23 protein-coding genes are annotated in these 24,657 nt (G+C 68.5%); 13 read left to right on the top strand and 10 right to left on the bottom strand.

The window, feature by feature from the left end; translation table 11 throughout:
* Positions 1–22 precede the first annotated feature (22 nt).
* Entirely contained in the window at positions 23–670 is a 648-nt protein-coding gene (locus tag APZ15_RS33460) for a LysE family translocator (protein ID WP_021160723.1), read from the top strand.
* 30 nt (positions 671–700) lie between these two features.
* Here the strand turns inward: APZ15_RS33460 and APZ15_RS33455 are convergent, their stop codons facing one another.
* The gene (locus tag APZ15_RS33455; RefSeq protein ID WP_027792176.1) at positions 701–2,038 is read right to left on the bottom strand and encodes an epoxide hydrolase family protein; all 1,338 of its coding nucleotides are present in this window, start codon (positions 2,036–2,038) and stop codon (positions 701–703) included.
* Between the two features lie 102 nt (positions 2,039–2,140).
* A complete protein-coding gene (locus tag APZ15_RS33450) occupies positions 2,141–2,926 on the bottom strand; it encodes a sulfite exporter TauE/SafE family protein (RefSeq protein WP_034196201.1) in 786 nt (261 codons plus the stop codon).
* 292 nt (positions 2,927–3,218) lie between these two features.
* Here APZ15_RS33450 and APZ15_RS33445 point away from each other — a divergent pair, with 292 nt between their 5' ends.
* The gene (locus APZ15_RS33445; RefSeq protein ID WP_027792178.1) at positions 3,219–4,562 is read left to right on the top strand and encodes an aminotransferase-like domain-containing protein; all 1,344 of its coding nucleotides are present in this window, start codon (positions 3,219–3,221) and stop codon (positions 4,560–4,562) included.
* 46 nt (positions 4,563–4,608) lie between these two features.
* Here the strand turns inward: APZ15_RS33445 and APZ15_RS33440 are convergent, their stop codons facing one another.
* The 4 genes from APZ15_RS33440 to msuE all read right to left on the bottom strand — a co-directional run bounded on the left by APZ15_RS33440 (position 4,609) and on the right by msuE (position 9,259).
* Entirely contained in the window at positions 4,609–6,057 is a 1,449-nt protein-coding gene (locus APZ15_RS33440) for an APC family permease (RefSeq protein ID WP_080982082.1), read from the bottom strand.
* Positions 6,058–6,154: 97 nt separating this feature from the next.
* Positions 6,155–7,384, bottom strand: coding sequence for an SfnB family sulfur acquisition oxidoreductase (locus APZ15_RS33435; protein WP_034196243.1), 1,230 nt, complete (start codon positions 7,382–7,384; stop codon positions 6,155–6,157).
* A 174-nt stretch (positions 7,385–7,558) separates the two neighbouring features.
* Positions 7,559–8,662, bottom strand: a complete 1,104-nt coding sequence (gene sfnG / locus APZ15_RS33430; protein ID WP_027792181.1) for a dimethylsulfone monooxygenase SfnG — start codon at positions 8,660–8,662, stop codon at positions 7,559–7,561.
* 36 nt (positions 8,663–8,698) lie between these two features.
* A complete protein-coding gene (msuE, locus tag APZ15_RS33425; RefSeq protein WP_027792182.1) occupies positions 8,699–9,259 on the bottom strand; it encodes an FMN reductase in 561 nt (186 codons plus the stop codon).
* Between the two features lie 468 nt (positions 9,260–9,727).
* Between msuE and APZ15_RS33420 the strand changes: the two genes are divergently transcribed.
* The 3 genes from APZ15_RS33420 to APZ15_RS33410 all read left to right on the top strand — a co-directional run bounded on the left by APZ15_RS33420 (position 9,728) and on the right by APZ15_RS33410 (position 14,003).
* Complete coding sequence (locus APZ15_RS33420) at positions 9,728–10,960, top strand: acyl-CoA dehydrogenase family protein (protein ID WP_027792183.1); 1,233 nt, start codon at positions 9,728–9,730, stop codon at positions 10,958–10,960.
* On the top strand, positions 10,915–12,054 hold the full coding sequence (locus APZ15_RS33415; protein ID WP_051363322.1) for a sigma-54 interaction domain-containing protein: 1,140 nt from the start codon (positions 10,915–10,917) through the stop codon (positions 12,052–12,054). Before APZ15_RS33420 ends, APZ15_RS33415 begins: the two co-directional genes overlap by 46 nt.
* Positions 12,055–12,302: 248 nt before the next feature.
* Entirely contained in the window at positions 12,303–14,003 is a 1,701-nt protein-coding gene (locus tag APZ15_RS33410) for a dihydroxyacetone kinase family protein (protein WP_027792185.1), read from the top strand.
* A gap of 33 nt (positions 14,004–14,036) precedes the next feature.
* Here the strand turns inward: APZ15_RS33410 and APZ15_RS33405 are convergent, their stop codons facing one another.
* The 3 genes from APZ15_RS33405 to APZ15_RS33395 form a co-directional block, all read right to left on the bottom strand.
* Positions 14,037–14,507 (bottom strand): hypothetical protein, encoded by a 471-nt coding sequence (locus tag APZ15_RS33405; protein WP_138143341.1) that lies wholly within the window; start codon positions 14,505–14,507, stop codon positions 14,037–14,039.
* A gap of 29 nt (positions 14,508–14,536) precedes the next feature.
* The gene (locus tag APZ15_RS33400) at positions 14,537–14,824 is read right to left on the bottom strand and encodes a DUF1330 domain-containing protein (RefSeq protein ID WP_021160733.1); all 288 of its coding nucleotides are present in this window, start codon (positions 14,822–14,824) and stop codon (positions 14,537–14,539) included.
* A 213-nt stretch (positions 14,825–15,037) separates the two neighbouring features.
* The gene (locus APZ15_RS33395) at positions 15,038–15,898 is read right to left on the bottom strand and encodes an HTD2 family dehydratase (RefSeq protein ID WP_027792187.1); all 861 of its coding nucleotides are present in this window, start codon (positions 15,896–15,898) and stop codon (positions 15,038–15,040) included.
* Between the two features lie 312 nt (positions 15,899–16,210).
* Between APZ15_RS33395 and APZ15_RS33390 the strand changes: the two genes are divergently transcribed.
* From APZ15_RS33390 to APZ15_RS33355, 8 genes are all read left to right on the top strand, one after another.
* Positions 16,211–16,690, top strand: a complete 480-nt coding sequence (locus APZ15_RS33390; protein ID WP_027792188.1) for a MarR family winged helix-turn-helix transcriptional regulator — start codon at positions 16,211–16,213, stop codon at positions 16,688–16,690.
* Positions 16,687–18,819, top strand: coding sequence for an FUSC family protein (locus APZ15_RS33385; protein ID WP_027792189.1), 2,133 nt, complete (start codon positions 16,687–16,689; stop codon positions 18,817–18,819). The genes APZ15_RS33390 and APZ15_RS33385 overlap by 4 nt, the downstream gene beginning before the upstream one ends.
* 34 nt (positions 18,820–18,853) lie before the next feature.
* Positions 18,854–19,066 carry a DUF1656 domain-containing protein gene (locus APZ15_RS33380; protein ID WP_027792190.1) on the top strand — a complete coding sequence of 71 codons (213 nt, stop codon included), beginning with the start codon at positions 18,854–18,856 and terminating at the stop codon, positions 19,064–19,066.
* A 2-nt stretch (positions 19,067–19,068) separates the two neighbouring features.
* Positions 19,069–20,046 carry an efflux RND transporter periplasmic adaptor subunit gene (locus APZ15_RS33375; RefSeq protein WP_027792191.1) on the top strand — a complete coding sequence of 326 codons (978 nt, stop codon included), beginning with the start codon at positions 19,069–19,071 and terminating at the stop codon, positions 20,044–20,046.
* Positions 20,043–21,572, top strand: a complete 1,530-nt coding sequence (locus APZ15_RS33370; RefSeq protein ID WP_027792192.1) for an efflux transporter outer membrane subunit — start codon at positions 20,043–20,045, stop codon at positions 21,570–21,572. The genes APZ15_RS33375 and APZ15_RS33370 overlap by 4 nt, the downstream gene beginning before the upstream one ends.
* Positions 21,573–21,839: 267 nt before the next feature.
* Positions 21,840–22,265, top strand: a complete 426-nt coding sequence (locus APZ15_RS33365) for a TOBE domain-containing protein (protein WP_027792193.1) — start codon at positions 21,840–21,842, stop codon at positions 22,263–22,265.
* A 93-nt stretch (positions 22,266–22,358) separates the two neighbouring features.
* Positions 22,359–22,949, top strand: a complete 591-nt coding sequence (locus APZ15_RS33360; protein WP_027792194.1) for a nitrogen fixation protein NifQ — start codon at positions 22,359–22,361, stop codon at positions 22,947–22,949.
* A 15-nt stretch (positions 22,950–22,964) separates the two neighbouring features.
* Complete coding sequence (locus APZ15_RS33355; protein ID WP_063623168.1) at positions 22,965–23,273, top strand: VOC family protein; 309 nt, start codon at positions 22,965–22,967, stop codon at positions 23,271–23,273.
* A 220-nt stretch (positions 23,274–23,493) separates the two neighbouring features.
* On the opposite strand, the gene APZ15_RS33350 is transcribed toward APZ15_RS33355, so the two are convergent.
* Complete coding sequence (locus APZ15_RS33350; protein WP_027792195.1) at positions 23,494–24,555, bottom strand: DMT family transporter; 1,062 nt, start codon at positions 24,553–24,555, stop codon at positions 23,494–23,496.
* Positions 24,556–24,657 lie beyond the last annotated feature (102 nt).

Here is a 24,657-nt window from a genome sequence, read left to right as displayed (position 1 = left end):
CTCGTTGCAGGAATCGTCAGACATGCATACGTCCGGATCGCTCTACGGGTTTCTCGTCATCGGCGGCATGCTCGCGGTCACGCCCGGGCCGAACATGGTCTACGTGATGTCGCGCTCGATCGCGCAGGGCCGCACGGCGGGGCTCATTTCACTCGGCGGCGTGATGATCGGGTACCTGTTCTACATGTTCGGCGCGGCGTTCGGCATCACGACGCTGTTCATGAGCGTGCCCTATGCGGGCAGCGGGCTGGCCGTGGTCGGTGCGGCATACCTGCTGTATCTGGCATGGCAGGCCGTCAGGCCCGGCGGCCGCTCGCCGTTCGAGGTGCGGGCGTTGCCCAGCGAGCGGCCGCTGCGGCTGCTCGCGATGGGCGCGACGACCAGCGTGCTGAACCCGAAGCTCGCGATGCTGTTCATTTCGTTGCTACCGCAGTTCATCGACTACCGGAACGGCAGCGTGCTCGGCCAGTCGCTGTTTCTCGGTTCGCTGCTGATCGCCGCATTCGCCTGCGCGAACGGGACGGTGGCGATCTGTTCCAGCAGCATCGCGAAGTTCCTGCACGGGCGCCCGACGCTGCTGCTCGCCCAGCGCTGGGCGATGGGGCTCATCCTCGGCGGGCTCGGCGTGCAGATGGTGGTCGACGCGTCGAGGATGGCAGGTGTGGCGTGATCCGCGAATCATACGATCGCGCGAATGCGTTCAGCGCAGTGACCGGAAGCTCGCACGCAGTTCTTCCGACAGCGCATTCGGCTGCTCCCAGGCCGCGAAATGCCCGCCACTGGGCAAACGGTTGTAGTGAATCAGTTTCGGATATGCGGCCTGCGCCCAGCGCTTCGGCGCGGCGTAAATTTCATCCGGAAACACGCTCACGGCCACCGGAATGGTCACATGCTTCGGCGCAAAGAATTCAAGCTTGCTCTCCCAGTACAGGCGCGCCGACGAGACGCCCGTGCGGGTCAGCCAGTAGAGCGTGACGTTGTCGAGCACGTCGTCGCGCGTCAGTCCCTCGGTATGGCCATCGAAAACGCGCTCGATGAGCGCGAGGCCGCTCGCGTCGTGGTCAAGCATCCATGCGGCGAGTCCGACCGGTGAATCCTCGATGCCGTACAGCGTCTGCGGGCGGTTCGCCATTTCCTGCGCATAGCCGAGGCCGTGCCTGTAGAAACGATCGAGCTGCTCGAACGCGTGCCGTTCGTCCGGCGGCAAACCGGCGGGCGCGGGCTCACCGGACTTGAGTGCCTTCGCGATATCGTCCGGCACCGTGGCCGGCATGTTCGTGTGAATCGCGACGAGCTCCGGCGGCGCGATCAGCGCCATCTGCTCGGTCACGGCATTACCCCAGTCGCCACCCTGCGCCACGTAACGCCGGTATCCGAGGCGGTTCATCAGGACGATCCACGCGCGCGCAATGCGCACGGGATCCCAGCCGGTCGCAGCGGGCTTGCCCGAGAACCCGTAGCCCGGCAACGATGGAATCACCACGTCGAACGCGTCCGATGCCGTGCCGCCATGGGCCGTCGGATCGGTCAGCGGCCCGATGATCTTCAGTTGCTCGATGATCGAGCCGGGCCATCCGTGCGTGACGATGACGGGCAACGCATCCGGATGTTTCGAGCGAACGTGGATGAAATGAACGTCGAGCCCGTCGATCCGGGTGACGAACTGCGGAAGTGCGTTCAGCGTCGCTTCGACCTTGCGCCAGTCGTAGTCGGTCGCCCAATAGCGCGCGAGTTTCTGCATCGTCTCGAGAGGCACGCCCTGCGATGCGTCGGCGACCGCTTCCCGTTCGGGCCAGCGCGTTGCGTTGATCCGCCGCCGCAGCTCGGCAAGTTGCACGTCCGGCGCATGCACCCGCAGCGGGCGCACGGCGGACGCGTCGCCGCCGGCCGGTCGGGCAACGCCCACGACGGCCCTGCTCGCTTCGGTTTCGGTTTCGGCAAACGTGAGGCGGCTCAACGAACCCGCCACCGCGGCGGTCGCGGCTACGCCCATGAAATGACGCCGCGACGGCGTCCGCAAAGAAGTATCAGTCGACATACACGCTCCTGTTGGTCGGACGAACGACATCTGCACTACTGATTACTGGTCACTCGCAAGAACTTCGCACCGGCACCGGGAACGGGCGCCAGTGCGCCCGCTTCACGCGAGATAGCCGGAAACGCCGTCCCAGAAGAGTTTCAGCGCGGTCACCGCCAGCAATCCGTAGCAGATCCGATAGATCAGGCGCTGGTCCAGCCTGCCGTGCAGCCGCCAGCCCAATACCACGCCGGCCGGAACGGCGAGCAGGCAGACCGCCATCAATGCCCAGACGTTCATGGTCGGCCGCACGATCAGCATCCAGGGCACCGCCTTGAGCGCGTTGCCCACGGTAAAGAAAAGACTCGTCGTTCCCGCGTACATCTCCTTGCCGAGACCGAGCGGCAGCAGGTACATCGCGAGCGGCGGCCCGCCCGAATGCGCGACCATCGTCGTGACGCCCGACGCGAGACCGGCGGTCACGGCCTTCGGTCGCGAACGCGGACGGACCGTCAGCTGCGCGCCGCCGGCCACCCACAGGCCGACGAATATCAGCGTGACCGCCGCCATCAGGAGTTCGATGGCCCGATGGTCGAGAAACCGAAATGCCAGATAGCCGCATCCGATACCCATCACCAGCCCGGGCAGCAGCAGAACGAGATCCGGCTTCGACCATGTCGAAGGCTTCCAGTACCGCAGCGCGAACAGATCCATCGCGATGAACAGCGGAGCAAGCAGACCGCCGGCGGTCACCGGGTCCATCACGAGCGACAGCAGCGGTATGCCGATGATCGCGAATCCACCGCCGAACGCGCCGCGCATGAACGCGATCACGAACACGCCCGCGAACGCGATCAGGATGGTGGTCAGCGTCAGTTGCAGCCCCACCGCGACCAGTGCGGCCGTCATGACCGACTCACCGACACGGAACGCCACACGGCAGGCTGCCGCGAGCCGGCCCGTAGCTGCGTCGCCGCCATGCGAGCGATCAGGGTTGAACGTGCTCCATGCATACTGCCTCTCCAATGGGTATGCCGGGGCGATGCAGTGCGCCGGTCAGGTGCACTGCCTGCAGCCCGAGTCGTACAAGCGTTGCAGCCCCGGTACAATCGACTCGACGAAATCAGAATGCACCGCCTCATATTTCAGTGCAATGAAAACATTGACCTCGGTGCAATAATCATTGTTATCGGTGCAATCCATGTCCAAATCCGAGTATCTGCAACTGGCCGACGCGATTGCCGCGCAAATCGCCGACGGCACACTGGCGCCCGGCGATCGCCTGCCTCCCCAGCGTCTTTTCGCCGACCAGCATGCAATCGCCGCATCGACGGCGGGCCGGGTCTACACGGAGCTCTTGCGACGCGGGCTGGTGGTAGGTGAAGTCGGCCGCGGCACCTTCGTGTCGGGCGAGACGCGGCGCGGGGCGGCGGCGCCCGGGGAGCCGCGTGGCGTACGGATCGATCTCGAGTTCAACTATCCGAGCGTCCCCGATCAAACGGCGTTGATTGCACGAAGCCTGAGCGGATTGCACCGACCGGCGGAACTCGATGCCGCGCTGCGCGAGGCCACCAGTATCGGCACCGCGGCCATCAGAAGCGTAGCCGCCGCCTATCTGTCGCAACCGGCATGGTCGCCGTCGCCGGACCAGCTCGTGTTTACCGGCAACGGGCGGCAAAGCATTGCCGCAGCCGTGGCCGCGGTCGTTCCGACAGGCGGACGCTGCGGCGTGGAAGCGCTGACCTACCCGTTCATCAAGGGCATCGCCGCCAAACTCGGCATCTCGCTGGTACCGCTGGCGATGGACGACGACGGCGTGCGTCCCGACGCAGTGCAAAAGGCGCACCGTGAAGCCAGGCTGTCGGCAATCTATATCCAGCCGGCCATCCAGAACCCGCTGGGCATGACGATGAGCACCGCGCGTCGCGCCGAACTGTTACGCGTGGTCGAAAAGCTCGACATTCCCGTCATCGAGGACAACGTGTACGGCTTCCTCGGCGACGAACCGCCACTGGCCGCGCTCGCTCCGGACGCCTGCATCGTGATTGACAGCCTGTCCAAGAAGGTCACGCCCGGCATGACCCTGGGATTCATCGTGCCGCCGCCGCGGCTACGCGAAAGCGTCATGGCATCGGTACGCTCGGGCGGGTGGACCGCCTCGGGATTCGCGTTCGCGGCCGCGCAGCGGTTGATGCGCGACGGCACCGTGGCCGAGCTCGCGCAACTCAAGCGCATCGATGCGAGCGAGCGCCAGGCGCTGGCAATCGATCGTCTCGCGGGTTTCGATATCCGGACCAACGGCAAGTGCTACCACCTGTGGCTGACCTTGCCGGCGCACTGGCGCTCACAGACGTTGGTCGCGGCCGCGGCCAGGCGCGACATCGGGCTGACGCCGTCGACCACGTTTGCCGTCTCGTCCGGCCATGCACCGAACGCGGTAAGGCTCGCACTGGCCGCGCCGACCATGGACCAGCTCGATGCCGGGCTGCGGACACTGACCGCGATACTGAACGGCCGCGAAGAAGATTTCGACTTGACCGAATAAGCACCGTCCAGCCGACCGGCGCGCCGAAGTCCGACGGCGCGCCCCGTCACTTCGTCAGCAACTCGGCCTCCAGCTCGCGCAACCGCTCCGGAAACCGGACGCGCAGCACCAGGAACCACCCGAGCCCGATCGCCAGCAGCGCGACGAACACATAAGGCAGCCACGCATACACGCCCTCCGGCACCGGATACACGCTGCCGGCCAGCGGAATCGCGAGCAGCACGACCGCAATGACGCTGATCGCCACATGCCGCGCGCGAAGCCGGCGCTGGCGGCGCAGATAGAGCGGCGCGCCGATCGCCACCAGCACGTATGCAAGCAGCCAGCCATACGTGGCAATCGAGCTGAGATAGCCATACGAATCGAGTAGCGCGGTGCCGCGCGCGGTGAATACCAGCGCGGTGACCAGCGCCAGCACCGCGATCAGCGCCACCGCGACGTGCGGCGTCGCATTGCGCTCGTGTGCGTGGCCCGTCGACGCATGCAGCACGCCCTGCCGCCCGAACGTATAGACGATCCGCGCCGCCGCATTGATCGACGAAAAGAACGCCGCGAAGAAGCTCAACGCCACGCCTGCGTCGATCAGCACGCCGACCCAGCCGGCGCCGAGCCGATGCGCGAGCACCGCGAGCGGGCCGTCGACCCGGTCGAGCGGCGGCGTCTGCCCGTGGAACGCGCTCACCATCCCGTACGCGCCGATCACGAACAGGATCGCCGGCCCGACGACGCTGATCAGCACCGCGCGCGGAATCGCGCGGAACGGGTCGCGCGCTTCCGCACCGAGCACGGTCGCACTCTCGAACCCCGTGAAGCTGAAGAACGCGAGCACCATCCCGAGCTGCAGCTGGGTCGGCTTCACGCCTTCGAGCGTCAGTTGCGCGCGATCGACCGGATGCCCGCCGAACGCGATCGTCCCGATCACGACGACGGCGATCAGCAGCAGCGTGGCGAGTTCGACGAACAGCGTGAAACGCGTGGACAGCCGGATGTCGCGAAACGCGATGTACCACGCGGCGAACGCGGTGACGACCGTGAGCCCGAGCACCGCGCCGAGCGGCGTCGCGCCGCCGAGCAGCCCGGTCTCGCGGCCAAGCACGAGAAACGTGTTGATCGTCCCCTGCAGGATGCCCGCGGCGGCCACCGCATAGGCAATCAGCAGCGACCAGCCGCAGATCGCGCCCCAGACCGGCCCGATGCCGGCCGACACGTATGCATACAGCGCCCCCGGCGACGCCGAATCGCGCGCGAACACCGAGATGCTCCACGACGCAAACAGCAGCGCGACGATCGCGAACAGGTACGCGAGCCACGTGCCGTTGCCGGCCGTCGCGAACACGGCGGGGATCAGTACGCCGATCCCGCCGGACACGCCGACGAGGCCGATCGACTGCGCAATCAGTTCGGGCAGGCTCAGGTAGTTGCGCCGCAGGCCGCCCGCCGGCGGTGCGGCATGCTGCGCGGGCAGTGCCTGCGCGGGGCTTGCTGGATGACTCATCGATTGACCTCGTCAGGAATGAAGCGGCGCCGCGTACGTGCCGTCCGCGGCGGTAGTGGTGAGGGTGAGGGTGGTGACGGCGGCCGACGCGAGCCGGTCAGTTCCAGGAGTGGCGCGCGGGCTTCACGCCGTTGAGGTAGTAGTTGCCGATCGCGTGATACTTCCAGCGCACCGGGTCGTGCAGCGTATGCACGCGCGCGTTGCGCCAGTGGCGGTCAAAGTTGTATTTCGCCAGCGTCGACTTGCTGCCGCCGAGCTCGAACAGCTTGCTCGCGGCAAGCAGCGCCACCTCGGTCGTCGCGATCTTCGCCTCGCCCACCGCGATCGCGGCCTGCGCAACCGTTTCCTCGCCCGGCTCGCGCTTCGCCGCGTCGACGAAGCGGCCCGAGCGCGCGAGCAGCGCTTCGGCCGCGTGCACGCGGTACGCGATGTCGCCGATCTGCGCGACCGTCAGCGGGTCCTCGCTCGCGCGCTCGACGCCGCTGTCGATCCACGGGCGCGCATGCTGCTGCACGAACGCGATCGTGTCCTGCAGCGCGGCGCGCGCGATCCCGAGGTCGATCGCCGCGGTCGTGATCTGCGCGAACGGTCCCGCGAAGGTCGGGCGATCGTACGAACGCTGCGTGTGGAAGATTTCGAACGGGCTCACGCGCACGTTCTCGACGATCACCGTGCCGCTCGCGGTCGTGCGCTGCCCGAAGCCGCTCCAGTCATCCACGACGGTCAGCCCCGGCGCACCCTGCCGCACGAAGGCGAGCACGGCCTGGTCCGACTCGTCGAGCGCGAGTACCGGAATCCAGTGCGCGAACAGCGTGCCGGTCGAATAGAACTTGCGGCCATTCAGCACGAACGCGTCGCCATCGCGATGCACGCGCGTCCGGATATCGAGCACGTTCTTGCCGCCGGCTTCGGAAAACGCGTTCCCGTAGCGTGTACCCTTCAGGACGAGATCGAAGAAGAAGCGCTTCTGCGCATCGCTGCCCTCGAGGCGGATATCCTCGATCAGGCAATAGTGGTTCTGCGGGATCTGGCCGAGCGACGGGTCCGCCTCGGAAACGATCGCGATCACTTCCGCGAGCGTCACGTTCGACACCTCCGCGCCGCCGTATTCGCGCGGCACGGTGATGCCCCACAGCCCGCTCGACGAGAACAGTTCGATCTCGTCGAACGGCAGCTTCCGGTCGCGGTCGCGCAGCGCGGCGTGCTCGGCCAGCCGTGCCGCGACCTGACGCGCGACGTCGAGTGCCTCGGCATCCGAGCCGATGACGGGAACGGGCGTGACGCCCGCTTGCGGTTGCACGTTTTCTTCGATGATTTCCGTAGACATGTCGATTCCGGCAAAGCTCATGAACCGGCCGGCGGCGCCGGGAAGCATCCGCCGACCTCCTGTTTCGATATCCGAAACGTCAAACCGGGTCGACCCGCGAGAACCGCCGGTGTCGCCCCTTCGATCGGCCGGTGCGCGGCAGGTGTACGTGCCCGCCGCGCACCGGCCCCCGCGTCACGCGGCAACCGCCTGCCGTTGAGCCTCGAGTTCGCGCACGAGCGGCAGCACGCGCTGGCCGAAGTACTCGACCTCCTCGATGAAATGCAGGAACCCCGCGAGCACGAGATCGACGCCGATCGCCTTCAGCGCGACGATCCGTTCGGCGATCTGCTGCGGCGTACCGATCAGGTTCGTGCGGAAGCCGTCGTTGTACTGCACGAGATCCTCGAACGTCGATTTCGCCCAGTTGCCCTCCCCCTCCGGCGAAGCCTTGCCGGCCTGCTTCACCGCATCGCCGAACGCGTGCACGGCCTCGACGTGCGCGTGCCGGATGATGTCGTCGAGCACCGCCTGCGCCTCTTCCTCCGTATCGCGCGCGATCACGAACGCGTTGACGCCGATGCGCACGCGATGGTTGTTCGCCGCCGCCTTCGCACGGATGTCGTCGATCTGCGCCTTCAGGTTCTCCGGCGTATTGCCGTTCGTGAAATACCAGTCCGACACGCTCGCCGCGTTGTCGCGCGCCGCGCGCGAGCTGCCGCCCTGGAAGATCTCCGGATGCGGCTTCTGCACCGGCTTCGGGCTCAGCGTGTAGTCGTTGAAGCGGTAGAAATCACCCTTGAACGTGAAGTTGTCCTGCGTCCAGATGCCTTTCAGCGCCTGGATGAATTCCTTCGAGCGCCGATAGCGTTCGTCGTGCTCGAGCCACGGCTCGCCGATCGCGGTGAATTCGCCCTTGAACCAGCCGCTCACGACGTTGATCGCGATGCGTCCGTTCGAGATGTGATCGATCGTCGCGAGCTGCTTCGCGACCACGGCCGGGTGCCACGGCCCCGGCAGGATCGCGGCGAGCACCTTGAGCTTCGTCGTCGCGTGCAGCAGCGCCTGGCTGAACGACACCGACTCGTGCTGGTATTCGGCGCCGTAGCCGGCCGTGAAGCGGATCTGGCTCAGCGCGTACTCGAAGCCGGCCGCCTCGGCCGTGCGTGCGAGCTGCTGGTTGTATTCGAGGCTCCAGTCGGTGCGTTGCTCGATCGTGCTGACGACGAGGCCGCCGCTGACGTTCGGCACCCAGTAGGCGAACTTGACGCCGTCGGCGGAAGAGTCGGAATGGCTCATGAGTGTGTCCTGGTCGGAAGGGAAAACGCTGGCGGCCTAGGCGGCCGCGACGGAAAGCGCATGCGGGCGCAGCTGCGGCACCGCGCGATCGACGGCGAGCGCGATGCGCGCACGCAGCGCCGGGCTCGCGATCTGGTACTGGTCGAAATCGCTTTCGGACGCATACACGCCGATCGGCAGCGTGCGTGCCTGGAAGAAGCTGAACAGCGGCCGGAGCTGATGGTCGATCACGAGCGCATGACGCTCGCTGCCGCCGGTGGCGGCGAGCAGCACGGGTACGTCGACCAGCGCCTCGTGATGCACAAGGTCGAACAGGTGCTTGAAGAGGCCCGTGTACGACGCGCGATACACGGGGCTCGCGACGACGAGCGCATCGGCCGTCTCGATCGCACGGATCTGCGCGTCGAGGTCGGCCGGCACCTGCGCGCGCGTCAGCGCGCCGGCCAGCCGGCTGCCGATCTCGCCGAGTTCGATCAGCCGCGTGTCGATCGTCAGCGCGGCGCCGAGTGCCGCGACGATCGCGTCGGTCAGCGCCAGCGTGCGCGACGGCCGCTGCAGGCCGCCCGATATCGCGACCACGTTGATTGCATTGCTCATCGGTTGCATTCCCATTGTCGAATCGGGTGCCGATGCACCCGCCACGTCATGGGTCAGCAAGGAGCGTGCCATTTCGACGACAGCGATGAAAAACGATCGTCTGCATGACGAAATGCATCGCGATCGACGGCCTGTCGTGGCGCGCCCGCCGATCGACACACGTTGATAAGCGTGCCAGCCACGGCATCACAACCATATTCCGCAGCACGATGAACTGGGGGAAACAGCGCTGCTGATGCACTGCTGCGTAATCAGCAGCGCGGTGCGCGGCGGACGCATTTTTCCGCTTCCGCACGGATTCCGGCAGGCGCGCGGCGTCCAGCGCAGCAATCCGGCATTGGTTATCAGAAATCGATGTTTCCCGCGTTGCGCAAAACGTTGAACACTCTGCTGATCACGCAGCACCCGGTCGGCAACGACCGATGCAGCCTGGCCGTTTTCGTGCAGCGACCCGACGCATTCATCGCCATGACATCCATTTCCGTATCGCCCCGCGCGGAAAGCCTGCGCGTCGTCGCGCCGTCCCGCGACGAACCGGCTCCTCCCGACGCGCTGCAAACCGCCGGACGCCTGGCGGCCGGCTTTGCACGAACTGCGGCCGAACGCGACCAGCAGGGCGGCACGCCGAAGGCCGAGCGCGACCAGTTGCGCGACAGCGGCCTCCTCGCGTTGAGCATCCCCGCCGCCTACGGCGGCCTCGGCGCAAGCTGGCGCACGACGTTCGACGCGGTTCGCGTGCTCGCGGCCGCCGACAGTTCGCTCGCGCACGTGTTCGGCTTCCATCACCTGATGCTCGCGACCGTGCGGCTGTTCGGCACGCCCGCGCAGTGGGAATCGTGGTTCGAGCGAACCGCGCGCCAGCAGTGGTTCTGGGGCAATGCGCTGAATCCGCTCGACGAACGCACGGTCAGCCGTTCGCGCGGCGCATGGCACGAGTTCAGCGGCCAGAAGAGCTTTTGTTCGGGGGCACTCGATTCGCAGATGCTGATCGCGTCCGCGCACGACGCGCAGACACGCGCGTTCCTGATCGCGGCCGTGCCGACGCAGCGCAGCGGCATCTCGATCGCCGACGACTGGAACAACATCGGCCAGCGCCAGACCGACAGCGGCACGGTCACGTTCGAGAAAGTGCGCGTCGAGGAACACGAACTGCTGACGGACCCCGGCCCGCTGTCGACGCCGTTCGCGTGCCTGCGCCCGCTCGTCGCGCAGCTCGTGCTGACGAACGTGTATCTCGGCATCGCCGAAGCCGCGTTCAGCGACGCGCGGCACTACACGCTGCACGAAGCGCGGCCGTGGCCCGGCGCGCAAGTCGCGAGCACCGGCGACGATCCGTACATCCTCGGCCAGTACGGCGAATTCTGGGTCGGGCTCGAAGCCGCGCGCGTGCTCGCCGACCGCGCGGCGGATCGCCTCGACGCCGCGTGGGCGCGCGATGAGGCGCTCACGCATGCGGAGCGCGGCGAGGTCGCGCTCGCCACGGCCGCGGCAAAGGTGTCGGCCACCCGCACCGGGCTCGATCTCTGCACGCGCATGTTCGACGTCGCCGGCGCGCGCGCGACGCATGGCGCGCTGCGGCTCGACCGGCACTGGCGCAACCTGCGCACCCATACGCTCCACGATCCGCTCGCGTACAAGATTCGCGAGATCGGCGAATGGGCGCTCAAGCGAACCTGGCCGACGCCGGGCTTCTACTCGTGAACCGCTCCCCTTCCGATGCGTGGCCCGACGCCGCGCCCGTCCTCACGCTGCCCGACCGGCCCGCGCTGGCGACGTCCATTCGCGCCCGCGCGCAGGTGTTCGTCGATCCGCGCTCGGTCGCGCTCCTCGAACGGATTCGCCTGGTCGCGCCGAGCGACGCGAACGTGCTGATCGTCGGCGAAACCGGCACCGGCAAGGAACTGATCGCGCGGCACGTGCACGGCCTCAGTCGCCGCAGCAACGGGCCGTTCGTCGCGGTGAACTGCGGTGCCTTCTCCGAGACGCTCGTCGAGAGCGAACTGTTCGGCCACGAGAAGGGCGCGTTTACGGGCGCGTTCAGCGCGAAGCCCGGCTGGTTCGAAGCCGCGAACGGCGGCACGCTGTTTCTCGACGAGATCGGCGACCTGCCGCTGTCGATGCAGGTCAAGCTGCTGCGCGTGCTGCAGGAGCGCGAGGTCGTGCGGCTCGGCTCGCGCACGGGCGTGCCGATCGACGTGCGCGTGGTTGCCGCGACCAACGTCGATCTGCAGCAGGCCGTCGCGCACGGGCAGTTTCGCGGCGACCTGTTCTATCGGCTCAACGTCGTGCAGCTCGCGGTGCCGACGTTGCGCGAGCGCCCCGGCGACATTCTGCCGCTCGCGCGCCACTTCTTCGACGACTACCGGAGCCGCCTCGGCTACGGGCCGCGCAGCATCGACCCGCGCGCCGAGCGCCGGCTCCAGGCATACGGCTGGCCTGGCAATATCCGCGAACTCGAGAACGTGATCCATCACGCGCTGCTCGTGAGCCGCCACGACGCACTGCAGGAGGCCGACCTGCATCTCGCGTCGCCCGACGCGACGGCCGCCGTGCATGCACCGGCGCAGGAACCCGACCCGGCAGCCGGCGCGCAGGCTGCACTCGAACGCGCGCTGCGTGCGCTGTTCGACGAGGATCACGGCAACCTGTTCGAGCGCATCGAGGACACCGTGATGCGCGTCGCGTTCGAATTCAGCCACCGCAACCAGATCCAGGCCGCACGGCTGCTCGGCATCAGCCGCAACGTGCTGCGCGCCAGGCTGATTCGCGCGAAGGAGATCGCGGCAATGAAGTAGCCGCGCATGGGAGCACGCCGCCGCCCCGCTCCGGCGCGTTTCGCGCCGCGATCCGTGCGGCAAGGTTCGAACCTGATGTATCGTGGCGCGAGGCGCGCGCCTCGTTCCCCTCCCGCATCCGGTCGTCCGTTGCATGACCGCCCGGGCCCGGCGACAGGGCGCACGCACGATCCTCCGCAACACGAAAGGCCGTCCGGCGCCCGTGCGGGCCCGGCCGTGCCTCGTTCACCCGTCCGGAACCCGTCGCCATGAAAAAGCTTGTCAACCGCCCGTCCGATGTCGTCCGAGAAATGCTGGAAGGCATCGCGCGGCAGTCGCCGCATGTCGCGATCCTCGGCGACGAGCACGTGCTCGTCCGCCAGCCGCTGCCCGAGCCGGCGCAGCGCCCCGTCGCCGTCCTCTCCGGCGGCGGCAGCGGCCACGAGCCCGCGCACGGCGGTTATGTCGGCGAAGGGATGCTGAGCGCGGCCGTCTGCGGCGAAGTGTTCACGTCGCCGTCCACCGACGCGGTGCTCGCCGCGATCCGTGCCAGCGCGGGCCCGAACGGCGCACTGCTGATCGTGAAGAACTACACGGGCGACCGGCTCAATTTCGGGCTCGCCGCCGAGCTGGCGCGCGCGGAAGGCATTCCGGTCGAGACGGTGATCGTCGCCGACGACGTCTCGCTGCGCGGCCGCGTCGAGCGCGGCCAGCGGCGCGGGATCGCCGGCACCGTGCTGATCCACAAGCTCGCCGGCGCGGCTGCCGCGCGCGGGCTGCCGCTCGCACGCGTCGCGGCCATCGCGCGCGACGCGGCGGCCGAGTTGGGCACGATGGGCGTCGCGCTCGACGGCTGCACGATCCCCGGCGCCGACAAGTCGGGCTTCAGCCTTGGCGATCACGAGATCGAACTCGGCCTCGGCATCCACGGCGAGAAAGGCGTCGAACGCCGCGCGCCGCTGCCGGCCGATGCGCTGGCCGACACGCTGCTGTCGAGCATCGTCGCCGATCTCGTGCTCGACCGCGGCGAACGCGTCGCGCTGTTCGTCAACGGCCTCGGCGCGACGCCGGACATGGAACTCGCCATCGTGCTGCGCGCCGCGCACGACAACCTGACGCGGCGCGGCATCGTCGTCTCACGCGCGTGGGCCGGCACGTTCCTGTCGGCATTGAACATGCCCGGCTGCTCGATTTCCGTGCTGCGGCTGAACGACGAACGCGCGGTGCTGCTCGACGCGCCGACGCAGGCGCGCGCATGGCCGGGCGGCGGCGCGGTGAATACGCAGATCCGCGTGGCCGAGGCCGCTGCGCAAGAAGCGCCGCTGCCGCCGCTCGATGCGACCGGCCGCGCGTGGGCGGCGCGCCTGCAACCGGCACTGCATGCGGTCGCGCAGACGCTGATCGATCATGAGCAGACGCTGACGGACCTCGATGCGGCCGCCGGCGACGGCGATCTCGGTGCGAGCATGCTGCGCGCCGCACAGGCGATCCTCGCGCTGCCGGAAACCGCATACGGCTCGCCGGCCGGCGTACTCGCGGCGCTCGGCGCCGCGTTGCGCCGCGCCATCGCGGGCAGCTCGGGGCCGTTCTATGCGACCGCGCTGCTGCGCGCATCCCGCCGGCTGGCCGATGTCGCCGAGCCGTCGGCACGCGACTGGGCCGCGGCGTTCCACGGCGCGGTGGACTCGATCAGCGAACTGGGCGGCGCGCACGCCGGCGACCGGACGATGCTCGATGCGCTGGTGCCGGCCGTCGCGGCATTCGAACGGGCGCTCGACAACGATCGCGATCACGCGGGCGCATGGGCGGCGGCGATCGAAGCCGCCGAGCAGGGTGCACAGGAAACCGCGCAGATGACGCCGCGCGCGGGGCGCGCGAGTTATCTCGGCGAGCGCGCGATCGGCACGCCGGATGGTGGTGCGGCGGCGGTGTCGTACTGGTTGCGCGCATTGCAGCCGCACGTGCGATAAGCGGTGGCGGCAGGCTGATGCGGGCCACCCGCATCAACCTGCCGCACGCGTCCCGGTTCGCCCCGGCAGCAGCGCGGCGCCGATTGCGGCCATGCCGAAACTCGCGAGCCAGCACCAGTAGCCGATTGCATCGAGATGAACCGGCTCGACCCCGCCGGCTTCATTGACGACGATCCGATGCTGCGTCAGGAAGCTCGACCCGAACAGCAGCGCGAGCACGGCCAGGGTGACCGCCTGCGTGCGCCGGCGCTTCGCGATCAGCCACCAGGCCGCGAACACGAGCGGGTTCGCGAGCCACGCGAAGATGCCGAAGAAAAGGCCCATCCAGCCGGTCAGCAGCACCTGCCAGCCGTCGGCCCAGGGATGCGGATCGGGTGCGCCCGTGCGGAACGGCGCGGTGAACATGGCGACCAGATAGAACACGACGCTGATCGCGAGCAGCACGGTCGTGGCGCGGCCCATCGGCGGTCGGACGGTCGCAGTGGCGGGGTTCGATGTGTTCATGGGCGTGCCGGGCGTCCGATGCGGGTCGTTCAGACGCCTTCCACCAGCACGGCGCGATAGCGCGCGCCCTTGAAACGATGCTGGACGACGTCCTGGTATTCGGGGCCGTGATACCACGCGTGCGCGGCTTCCTTCGACGGAAACTCGACGATCACGACACCTTCCGGGCCTTCGCCCTCCAGTGTTTCCTGCGGGCCATAGGCGGCGAGCACCTTGACCGGATGCCCGGCGAGCGTCGCGCCGACCTTGCTCTGGTAGACGTCGAGTTCGTGCTGGTCCTGCGTGCTTTCACGTGTAAACACAATGTAGGTGGCCAAGATACGTGCTCCTGATGCGATGCATGGAAGGTGGAAAGGCCGGCCGCGCGCCGCACCGTCGGGCAGGACGGCACGCGGCCAGCTCGCAGCTTACAGCGGTTTCGCGACGAGCGCCGGGGCCCGCCCGCATGCTCGCCCGAGCAGCTGCGGCGGGCACCACCGTTCGTCCGCGTACGGATCCTGCCGCGACGCGGACGAACCGAACGGCGCCCGTCACGCAACGGTCGCGGTGGCCTGCATCGTCAGCCAGCCGTCGCGACCCTTCGCCCACAGCTCGATCGTCTTGCCGTCGTCCGACGGCTTGCCGCACAGCGTAAACGGCTCCCCGTCGAACGTCGGGCGCACCGCGCGGAACGCAAAGCTCGCGAGCGCGGCATCGGGCCGTTCGCGCCGCACGAGATCGACGAGCAGCGTCGCGATCAGCGGGCCGTGCACGACGAGCCCCGGATAGCCTTCCTCCTGCGTCACGTAGCTGCGGTCGTAGTGGATGCGGTGGCCATTGAAGGTCAGCGCCGAATAGCGGAACAGCATCACCGCGTCGGCCATGACCGTGCGCGACCACGCCTCGCCTGCCGGCGCCGCGATCGGCTTCGGCGCGGGTGCGCCCGGCTGCGGCGCATCGCGATAGACGATGTCGTGCTCCTCCTCGACGCACGGCACGCCGTCGCACTCGATCCGGTGCTGCACCGTCACGAAGACGAGCCGGCCGCTGCGGCCCGTCTTGTCCTCGAGGTTCACGATCGTCGATTCGCGCATCGCGCGCCGTCCGGTGCGCAGCGGCGCATGGAACGTCAGGCGGCCGCCGGCCCACATGCGGCGCGGCAGCGGCACGGGCGGCAGGAAGGCGCCGCGCTTCGGGTGGCCGTCGGGGCCGAGTTCGGCCAGCGGCGCGACGGGCAGGAAATAGAGCCAGTGCCACATCGGCGGCACGACGTCGCCGGGCGACGGGCGGTCGAGCGTGGCGGCCAGCGCGTTCAGCGGGAACGCGGTGATGTCGTCGCCGAGCGTTTCGGTCTTGCCGAGCCACGCGTCGAGCGACGCCGGGGCGGACGGCTGCGAGGATGGGGTGGACACGTGCGGAATCTCCGGGAGGCTTGCAACGGCTTCAATATGCACGCCGCGCGCCGTTTCGCGAAGCCGGATTTCCCGAATCGCTTCCCGATTCCCGGCTTCGAACCCGCCTCCCCCGCCACGTGGCCGCGCCGGACGGTTTTCGTCTGACCATTCGATCGCGGTCGCCGTGCGCGGGCCGGGCCGACATCCTTGCGGCTTGACCACCGCCGGCACGCCGCCTAAATTGCTTCAGACGGGCCGGCCGCGACGTGTCATACGGGTGACAAAAACGATAGTTTGCTATCGAATTATTTTGCCCCTATCATCTCGCCCATGACCAATCTGCACGACCTCCGCCTCGCCGTCAGCAGCCTGCTCGTGCTGTCCGCGCGCAAGTGGCGCCGCACCAGTGACGGCGTGCTGAACGCGTACAACGTGTCCGAGGCCTGCGCGACACCGCTGCTGATCGCCGGGCGCCTCGGCGAAGGCGTGCGGCAAGGCACGCTCGCCGAACACGTCGGCATCGAAGGGCCGTCGCTCGTGCGCCTGCTCGACCAGCTGTGCGCGGCCGGCCTTGCGCGCCGCGACGAGGATCCGCACGATCGCCGCGCGAAGACGATCTCGCTGACGGCCGCCGGCCGCGCGGTCACCGCGAAGATGGAGGAAGACCTGCGCGTGCTGCGTGCGCAGGTGCTCAAGGGTGTCACGCGCGCCGATCTCGAAGCAACGCTGCGCGTGCTCGACGCATTCAATGCATCCGAATCGCCCCCACCCGCCGCGCGCGCATCCCGCACCGGCAACGCCACGTCATGACCTATCCGAGCCTTCGCGACTGGCTGTTCTCGGGCAAGACGTTCGCCGCGTCGATGCTGGCGCTGTACCTCGGCCTGTATTTCCAGTTGCCGCGCCCGTACTGGGCGATGGCGAGCGTCTACATCGTGTCGAACCCGTTCGTCGGCGCGACACGCTCGAAGGCGCTGTATCGCGCGCTCGGCACCGCGCTCGGCGCGGCTGCCGCGATCTTCTTCGTGCCGCCGTTCGTCGAGACGCCGCTGCTGTTCGCGATCATCGTCGCCACCTGGTGCGGCACGCTGCTCTACCTCGCGATCTCCGACCGCACCGCGCGCAGCTACGTGTTCATGCTCGCCGGCTATACGATGCCGCTCGTCGCGTTGCCGACCGTGACCGATCCGTCCACCGTGTTCGACGTCGCGATCGCGCGTACCGAGGAGATCGTGCTCGGCATCGTCTGCGCGAGCGTGGTCGGCAGCGCCATCTTCCCGAACCGGCTCGCGCCGACGCTGATCGAGCGCACCGATGCGTGGTTCAAGGACGCCGCGTTCTACGGCCGCGAGACGCTGTCCGGGCACCTTGCCGGCAAGGCGCTGTCCGCGTGCCGGCAACGGCTCGCGGCAACCATCACCGGCCTCGAATTCCTGCTGAGCCAGCTGAGCTACGACCATGCGCATCCGCGCATCCTCGCGCGTGCGCAGGCGCTCGCGGGCCGGATGCAGCTGTTCCTGCCGCTGATGTCGTCGCTCGCCGATCCGTTGATTGCGCTGATGCGCGACCTGCATATCCGGCCGGCCGGGCTGGACGACCTGCTTGCCGATGCCGCGAAATGGTTCGACGCACCGTTGCCGGCGGTCAAGGCCGGCAACGACGGCGACATGACCGACGACCCGGTCGCGGAGCGCCTGCGCGAACGCATTGCCGCGCTGCAGCCGGCCGACGACGCGCTCGCGAGCTGGGACGGCGCGCTGCTGTCGAACGCGCTGTGGCGGCTGCGCCAGGTCATCGACATCTGGCAGGACTGCCGCTCGCTGCGCGCGCTGATCGGCAACGAATCGGGCGTCTGGCAGCCGCGCTACCGGCACTGGCGGCTCGGCGGCACCGAGCGCTTCTTCGATCGCGGGATGATGCTGTTCTCGACGCTGACCGTCGCCGCCGCGATCGTGTTCGCGAGCTGGCTGTGGATCGCGTCCGGGTGGCACGACGGCGCCGCGGCCGTCACGCTCGTGGCCGTGTCGTGCAGCTTCTTCGCCGCGCTCGACGAGCCGGCGCCGCTGGTGTTCAAGTTCTTCCTCGCGACGACCGCGAGCGTGGTGTTCGCGGGCCTGTACCTGTTCGTCGTGCTGCCGCACGTGCACGATTTCGCGATGCTCGTCGTGATGTTCGCGGGCCCGTTCATCCTGATCGGCACGCTGCTGCCGCGCCCGCAGTTCAACATGGTGACGATGCTCGTCGCCGTGAACACGGCCACCTTCATCAGCATCCAGGGTGCGTACGACGCCGATTTCTTCGTGTTCCTGAACAGCAACCTCGCGGGCGTCGCCGGGCTGCTGTTCGCGTATGTGTGGACGCGTGCGACGCGGCCGTTCGGCGCCGAGCTCGCGGTGCGGCGCCTGCTGCGCTCGGGCTGGGAAGACGTCGCGCGCTCCGCGTCGACGCAGCCGCTCGACGACCAGCGCAACCACGCGTCACGGATGCTCGACCGCGTCACGCAGCTGCTGCCGCGTCTCGGCGCGTCCGACGATCACCGTCATCCGTCGATCGAAAGCTTCCGCGACCTGCGCATCGCACTGAATGCGCTCGACCTGCGTCGCTCGCGCCGCCGGCTGTCGGGCGACGTGCCCGACGCGATCGACCGCGTGCTGGCCGGCGTCACCGACCACTACGCACGCTGCGCGGCCGCGAACGCGCGCCAGCCGGCACCGCCCGCGCTGCTCGCGACCATCGACGACGCGTTGCAGCGCGTCGCGGGCCGCAACCTGCCGGGCGCCACGCCGGCGGAACACGACGCCGCGCCCGCTGCGTCGGCCACGCCCGCCACGCATCGCCGGCTGCGCGACACGCTGCACGCGCTCGTCGGCCTGCGCCTGTCGCTGTATCCGGCCGCGGCGGGGCAGCCGCCGCAGGCGCCCGACGGAGCACGCGCATGATCCCGCTTTCCCATCCGTCTTTCCGACCGCGACCATGATCGGCGAAATCGACATCTTCGGCGTATTCGTGCCGGCCCCGCTCGTGCTGATGCTGATCGCCTACCTGATCAACATCGTCGTGCGCGCCGTGCTCGAGCGCGTCGGCTTCTACCGCCTCGTCTGGCACCGTTCGATCTTCGACCTCGGCATCTACGTGTTCGTGTTTGCCGCCGTCGTGATCGTTTCCCACCATCTCGTGGCTAGCTAACCGTGAAAAAAACCTGGCTCTCGGCAGGGCAAATCCTGCTTACCCTGATCGTCGTCGTCGTGGCGGCCGTCGTGCTGTGGCGCATCGTCAACTACTACATGTTCTCGCCGTGGACCCGCGACGGTCACGTGCGCGCCGACGTGATCCAGGTCGCGCCGGACGTGGCGGGCCTCATCACGTCGGTGCAGGTCGCCGACAACCAGGAGGTCAAGCGCGGCCAGGTGCTGTTCGTGATCGACCAGGCCCGCTACACGCTCGCGGAACGCCTCGCCGAAGCCACGCTCGCCCAGCGCCGCGCGACGCTCGCCCAGGCGAAGCGCGAATACGCGCGCAACCTGCAGCTCGGCAACCTGGTCGCGAGCGAACAGGTCGAGGAAAGCCGCACGCGCGTCGAACAAGGTGAAGCCGCCGTCGCCGATGCGCAGGTGTCGCTCGACACCGCGAAGCTGAACCTCCAGCGCACGACGATCGTCAGTCCCGTAGACGGCTACCTGAACGACCGCGCGCCGCGCATCGGCGAATACGTACCGGCCGGCCGCGCGGTGCTGTCGATCGTCGACCGCAATTCGTTCCGCGTCGACGGCTACTTCGAGGAAACCAAGCTGCGCGGCATCCACATCGGCCAGCCGGTCGACATCATCGTGATGGGCGAACCGCATACGCTGCGCGGCCACGTGCAGAGCATCGTCGCCGCGATCGAGGATCGCGACCGCACGCAGGGTGCGAACCTGCTGCCGAACGTGAACCCGGCATTCAGCTGGGTGCGTCTCGCGCAACGCGTGCCGGTGCGCGTCGTGCTCGACGAAGTGCCCGACGATTTCCGCATGATCGCGGGCCGCACCGCGACCGTCTCGATGCGCGAAGCCGACACGCGCCGCAACGACAACGCGAAGCCGGCAGGCGCCGGCACGGCGTCGGCCGTCGCGCCGGGTTCGACGGCTTCCGCCACGGCCGCCAGCGCAACGGGAGCATCGCAATGAAGCGGCATGGACTGCGCCTCGCCGCGACGCTCGCACCGCTTGCGCTGGCACTCGGCGCGTGCAAGTCCGTCGGCCCCGATTACACGCTGCCGCAGCAGGCGTACGTGAATGCGCCGCTCGCGAACCACGCGCTCGACGACGCGAACGGCACGCTCGTGTCGCGCGACGCCGTGCCCGGCAACTGGTGGCAGCTCTACGACGATCCCGTGCTCAACGCGCTCGTGCGCGATGCACTGAAGTCGAACACCGACCTGCGCGTCGCCGCGGCCAACCTCGCGCGCTCGCGCGCGGCGCTGGAAGTCGCGAGCCAGCAGGGCGGCTTCTCGGGCGGCGCGGAAGCCGCCGTGCAGCGCGCGCAGGAATCGGCCGAGCAATACCTGCTCGAGAACAAGCTGCCGGTCGTCAACGAAGGCGCGGTCGGCATCAACGTGTCGTACGAGATCGACCTGTTCGGCAAGCTGCGGCGCGGCGTCGAAGCCGCGCGCGCGGACAGCGAGGCCGTCAGGGCCGCCGGCGATCTGGCGCGCATCACGGTCGTCGCCGACGTCGTGCGCGCGTACGTCGAATCGTGCTCGGCCGGCGACGAGCTGGCCATCGCGAAGCAGTCGCTCGCGCTGCAGAAGCAGCGCGTCGCGCTGTCGCAGCGGCTGCGCGATGCCGGGCGCGGCAACCAGACCGACGTGACGCGCGGCGTGACGCAGGTGCGCACCCTCGCCGCCGATATCCCGCGCTTCGAAGGCCGCCGCAAGGTCGCGCAATACCAGCTCGCCGCGCTGCTCGCGCGCTCGCCGGCCGACCTGCCGAAGGCCGTCGCCGAATGCGAGCGCCTGCCGAAGCTGCGCCAGCCGATTCCGATCGGCGACGGCGCCGCGTTGCTGCGCCGCCGCCCGGACGTGCGCGAAGCCGAGCGGCAACTCGCCGCCGCGACCGCGCGCATCGGGGTGGCAACCGCCGCGCTGTACCCGTCGATCAGCATCGGTGCGTCGGCCGGCTCGGTCGGTGTCGCCGCCGACCTGTTCTCGTCCAACACGAATCGCTGGTCGTTCGGCCCGCTGATCAGCTGGTCGTTCCCCGTCAACGGCCAGCGTGCGCGAGTACGCGAAGCCGAAGCCGCGACGGGCGGCGCGCTCGCGCACTTCGACGGCGTCGTGCTGAACGCGCTGCGCGAGACGCAGTCGAGCCTCGCGACCTACGCGGCCGACGTGCAGCGCACGGAAGCACTGCGCACGGCTTATGAATCGGCACGCAGTTCCGCCGACGAAACGCATCGTCTCTATGTGGCCGGCCGCGAGTCGTTCATCTCCGACCTCGACGCGACGCGCACGCTGACGAGCGTGCAGGCGCAGGTGGCGGCAGCCGAAGGCCAGGTCGCGGCCGACCAGGTGCGGCTCTTCCTCGCGCTCGGCGGCGGATGGGATGACGATGCGGCATCCGACGCGTCGAAACAGATATCAAAACAGACACCGAAGCCGGCACCCGCAAGCGGTGCGTCGGCGGCCTCGGCCGCCGTGACCGCAGCCGAGTAACCTGCCGGTGAAGAACTAGGAGCGCGTTTGACGCGCTATGCGCGCCGTCCGCTGATCATCTCGCCGGGTGACGCGCGCGCGGCCAGCCTGGGCTCTCCGGAAGCGTCCGACGCATGGCACCCCGGGCAGCCGTGCGACCGTGCGAAACCGGAATGCCGGGCATCGCAAACCCGAGCCGCATTGGGCCGGCATTGAAGGTAAACTCGTCCGCACTTTTCCGTCTCTTACTCGCCGCCCGCCGGGCGGTTCATTTTCCGGAGATCCATCATGCGAACCAGCGCCCGCAACCATTTCGCCGGCCAGGTCAGCGCCGTCAAGACCGGTGCCGTCAACGACGAAATCACGCTCCGGACGCAGGACGGCCTCGACATCGTCGCCGTGATCACCCATGGCAGCGCGGCTTCGCTGGGCCTCGCGGCCGGCTCGAAGGCGTTCGCACTCGTGAAGGCGTCTTCGGTCATCGTGATGGTCGACGTCGACAGCAGCAAGGTGTCGGCCCGCAACTGCGTCGCGGGCACCGTATCGTCGGTCACGAAAGGGGCGGTCAATTCGGAAGTCGTGGTCAAGGCCGCGGGCGGCGCCGAGATCGTCGCGATCGTCACCAACGACAGCGTCGATCGCCTCGGCCTCGCGAGCGGTACGGCTGCGTCCGCGATCTTCAAGGCATCGAGCGTGATCGTCGGCGTCGAGTGAACGCGTAACGATGGCGATGGCGATCTGTTTGGCATCGCGCATTCGTGCGGATCATGCGGATCGTACCGTGCGGCTGTCGCGCCGACGCCTACGATGACCGCCGCGTTCGATGACGCTCGACAACGGGCGCTGCAGTCGCTGCTGTCCGCAGCTGCAAACGCCGACACGCCCGACGCACGCCTGTTCGGCACGCTCGTTGCGGCACGCGCGCGCCGCAACGAACTCGGGCTGCTCGGCCTGTCTCATCCGCAACTGGCCGCCGTGCTGGCGCGGCAGTTTCCGCGCCTGCCTGCGGCCGACGCCGCGGCTCTCGTGCCAACGGCCGCGACAGCGTTGCTGCCATCCACCCACGCTGCGTTTATCGCGACGCTGCACGCGCGGCTGATGGACGACGCGAATCCCGCCGTCGACCACGACGACGCCGGCTGTCTCGCGTCGATCATCGCGCACGCCTGCCTGCGCCCCGATCATCTGTGGCGCGATCTCGGGCTCGACGGGCGTGACGCTGTATCCGCGATGCTTGGTCGCTATTTCCCCGCGCTTGCCGCACGCAACGTCGCTCACCTGCGCTGGAAGAAATTTTTCGCGCAGGAAGTGGCGGCATCGCTCGACGTGCCGCCGGGCCCCGCGCCAGGGTGCCCGGGCTGCGAGGATTTCGGCTCCTGCTTTCCTCAAGCGCGATAGTCGCCACGGTAGCCCGTGCTGCCGATTCGATTCGTCGCATCGCCATCCGAAGAAGCCGCGTTGGCCGGCATTGCGGCCCCCAGCCTGCCATCGTGCGGCTTCGAAGCCGCCTTCCGCTTCTACGAAAAACCGGGGTTCGTTGAAACCTGGCACGACTGCGGCTGGATACACATCGAGCGCCGCGACCCGTTGCCGGAATTCCATCCGCATCGCAAATTCGATGCGGCGGCGAGTTGGTTCAGTCGCCGCTTCCGGCTCGCGAACTTCCGCTCGCTCTTCGACGATGGGCTCGCAGCCGGCATTCCCGAACAAACGACCGGTTGACCGCGCGCATCGGCCCACGCACAGAGCCTGGGGCGGCAGAGTCGGCTCACCGATCGATCCGGACAGATTGCCGCCCCGGTTGATCCAGAGCGAAGACCAGGCTCGCCCCCGTTGTTGCGACCACGACCCGGCAGCGCTGCCAACAGATGCGAGCGCGATGCAGCGCATGCCCCATAAACGGTTACCTTACGCGCCGCTTCGTCCGCCGCTTGTGGTGCGGTCAATGCCGGTGCCGGTGATGAATGTCCGGAAAATGCGCATGGCTGTGCGTGATCGGCAGATGCACGTGCGGATGCGTGTGCGGTTCGTTGCCGTCATACGTAAAGTCGTGCGCATGCTGGTGATGTTCGTCGTGCCGATGGCGGTGCGTGTGCTCGAGCCGCTCGTGCGTATGCGTGTGTTCATGCCGCTCGCGAACATGCAGCCAGATACCGAGCGCCATCAGCGCGGCAGCGATCCAGAACGTCGCGGGCGGCAGCGCGGGCCAGATCAGCAGCGACAGCACGACGCCGAACAACGGCGCGATCGAGAAATACGCGCCCGTGCGCGCGCTGCCGAGATGACGCAGCGCGACGACGAACAGCACGAGGCTGATCCCGTAGCCGCCGAGCCCCGTCAGCATCGCGGCGGCCGTGACCGGGAGAGCCGGCAGCGTCGCGCCGGTCGCCAGCGCGATGCCGATGTTCACGGGCCCTGCAATCAGCCCCTTCACGCACGCGATGACCATCGCATCGTTCGCGGCCACCTTGCGGGTCAGGTTGTTGTCGATCGCCCAGCACAGGCATGCACCGATGATCAGCAACGCGCCGACCGGCACACCGGCCCGACCTGGCGTCCACGACAGCAGCGTGCCGCCGGCGACGATCGCGACCATCCCGAGGAACACTTGCGTATCCACGTTCTCGCGAAACACCACCCATGCGATGACGGCCGTCAGCACGCCTTCGAGATTGAGCAGCAACGCGCTCGCCGCCGCCGGCGTGCTCGATAGCCCGAGCATCAGCAAGGCCGGCCCGGCCACCCCGCCCGCCGCGATCGCGCCGGCCAGCCACGGCAGGTCGGCGCGCTGCAGCGGCGCGGCGTCTGCGGCCGATGCGTGACGGCCGTGCAGGCGGCGAAGCAGGATACCGATACCGAGCCCGACGCCGCTGCCGAGATAGAACAGGCCGGCGACCATGAACGGCGACATCGCGCCGATCAGCGCCTTGGCAAGCGGTGTCGCGGCGCCGAACAGCGCGGCAGCGGTGAGCGCGACGAGAATCGCGGAATGTCTCGAGTGCATGATCGGACTGGATTGATGTTGAATGGCGCCGGTAGCGGCTTCGGGTTGTGTCGCGGTTGGCGTTCAGTACCTTTCTGAATGCAAGCTGCATCGCACCCGTCA

The sequence above is a fragment of the Burkholderia cepacia ATCC 25416 genome (assembly GCF_001411495.1).
GTDB lineage: Bacteria > Pseudomonadota > Gammaproteobacteria > Burkholderiales > Burkholderiaceae > Burkholderia > Burkholderia cepacia.
Note: the sequence above shows the minus strand (reverse complement) of the source record. Positions and strands in the feature narration are given on the sequence as shown.

What these genes read in the sequence shown, in the direction of transcription:
- APZ15_RS33460 (WP_021160723.1), top strand. Translation starts at nt 23, where the DNA reads ATGCATACGTCCGGATCGCTCTACGGGTTTCTCGTCATCGGCGGCATG.
- APZ15_RS33455 (WP_027792176.1), bottom strand. Translation starts at nt 2,038, where the DNA reads ATGTCGACTGATACTTCTTTGCGGACGCCGTCGCGGCGTCATTTCATG.
- APZ15_RS33450 (WP_034196201.1), bottom strand. Translation starts at nt 2,926, where the DNA reads ATGACGGCCGCACTGGTCGCGGTGGGGCTGCAACTGACGCTGACCACC.
- APZ15_RS33445 (WP_027792178.1), top strand. Translation starts at nt 3,219, where the DNA reads ATGTCCAAATCCGAGTATCTGCAACTGGCCGACGCGATTGCCGCGCAA.
- APZ15_RS33440 (WP_080982082.1), bottom strand. Translation starts at nt 6,057, where the DNA reads ATGAGTCATCCAGCAAGCCCCGCGCAGGCACTGCCCGCGCAGCATGCC.
- APZ15_RS33435 (WP_034196243.1), bottom strand. Translation starts at nt 7,384, where the DNA reads ATGTCTACGGAAATCATCGAAGAAAACGTGCAACCGCAAGCGGGCGTC.
- sfnG (WP_027792181.1), bottom strand. Translation starts at nt 8,662, where the DNA reads ATGAGCCATTCCGACTCTTCCGCCGACGGCGTCAAGTTCGCCTACTGG.
- msuE (WP_027792182.1), bottom strand. Translation starts at nt 9,259, where the DNA reads ATGAGCAATGCAATCAACGTGGTCGCGATATCGGGCGGCCTGCAGCGG.
- APZ15_RS33420 (WP_027792183.1), top strand. Translation starts at nt 9,728, where the DNA reads ATGACATCCATTTCCGTATCGCCCCGCGCGGAAAGCCTGCGCGTCGTC.
- APZ15_RS33415 (WP_051363322.1), top strand. Translation starts at nt 10,915, where the DNA reads ATGGGCGCTCAAGCGAACCTGGCCGACGCCGGGCTTCTACTCGTGAAC.
- APZ15_RS33410 (WP_027792185.1), top strand. Translation starts at nt 12,303, where the DNA reads ATGAAAAAGCTTGTCAACCGCCCGTCCGATGTCGTCCGAGAAATGCTG.
- APZ15_RS33405 (WP_138143341.1), bottom strand. Translation starts at nt 14,507, where the DNA reads ATGAACACATCGAACCCCGCCACTGCGACCGTCCGACCGCCGATGGGC.
- APZ15_RS33390 (WP_027792188.1), top strand. Translation starts at nt 16,211, where the DNA reads ATGACCAATCTGCACGACCTCCGCCTCGCCGTCAGCAGCCTGCTCGTG.
- APZ15_RS33385 (WP_027792189.1), top strand. Translation starts at nt 16,687, where the DNA reads ATGACCTATCCGAGCCTTCGCGACTGGCTGTTCTCGGGCAAGACGTTC.
- APZ15_RS33380 (WP_027792190.1), top strand. Translation starts at nt 18,854, where the DNA reads ATGATCGGCGAAATCGACATCTTCGGCGTATTCGTGCCGGCCCCGCTC.
- APZ15_RS33370 (WP_027792192.1), top strand. Translation starts at nt 20,043, where the DNA reads ATGAAGCGGCATGGACTGCGCCTCGCCGCGACGCTCGCACCGCTTGCG.
- APZ15_RS33365 (WP_027792193.1), top strand. Translation starts at nt 21,840, where the DNA reads ATGCGAACCAGCGCCCGCAACCATTTCGCCGGCCAGGTCAGCGCCGTC.
- APZ15_RS33360 (WP_027792194.1), top strand. Translation starts at nt 22,359, where the DNA reads ATGACCGCCGCGTTCGATGACGCTCGACAACGGGCGCTGCAGTCGCTG.
- APZ15_RS33350 (WP_027792195.1), bottom strand. Translation starts at nt 24,555, where the DNA reads ATGCACTCGAGACATTCCGCGATTCTCGTCGCGCTCACCGCTGCCGCG.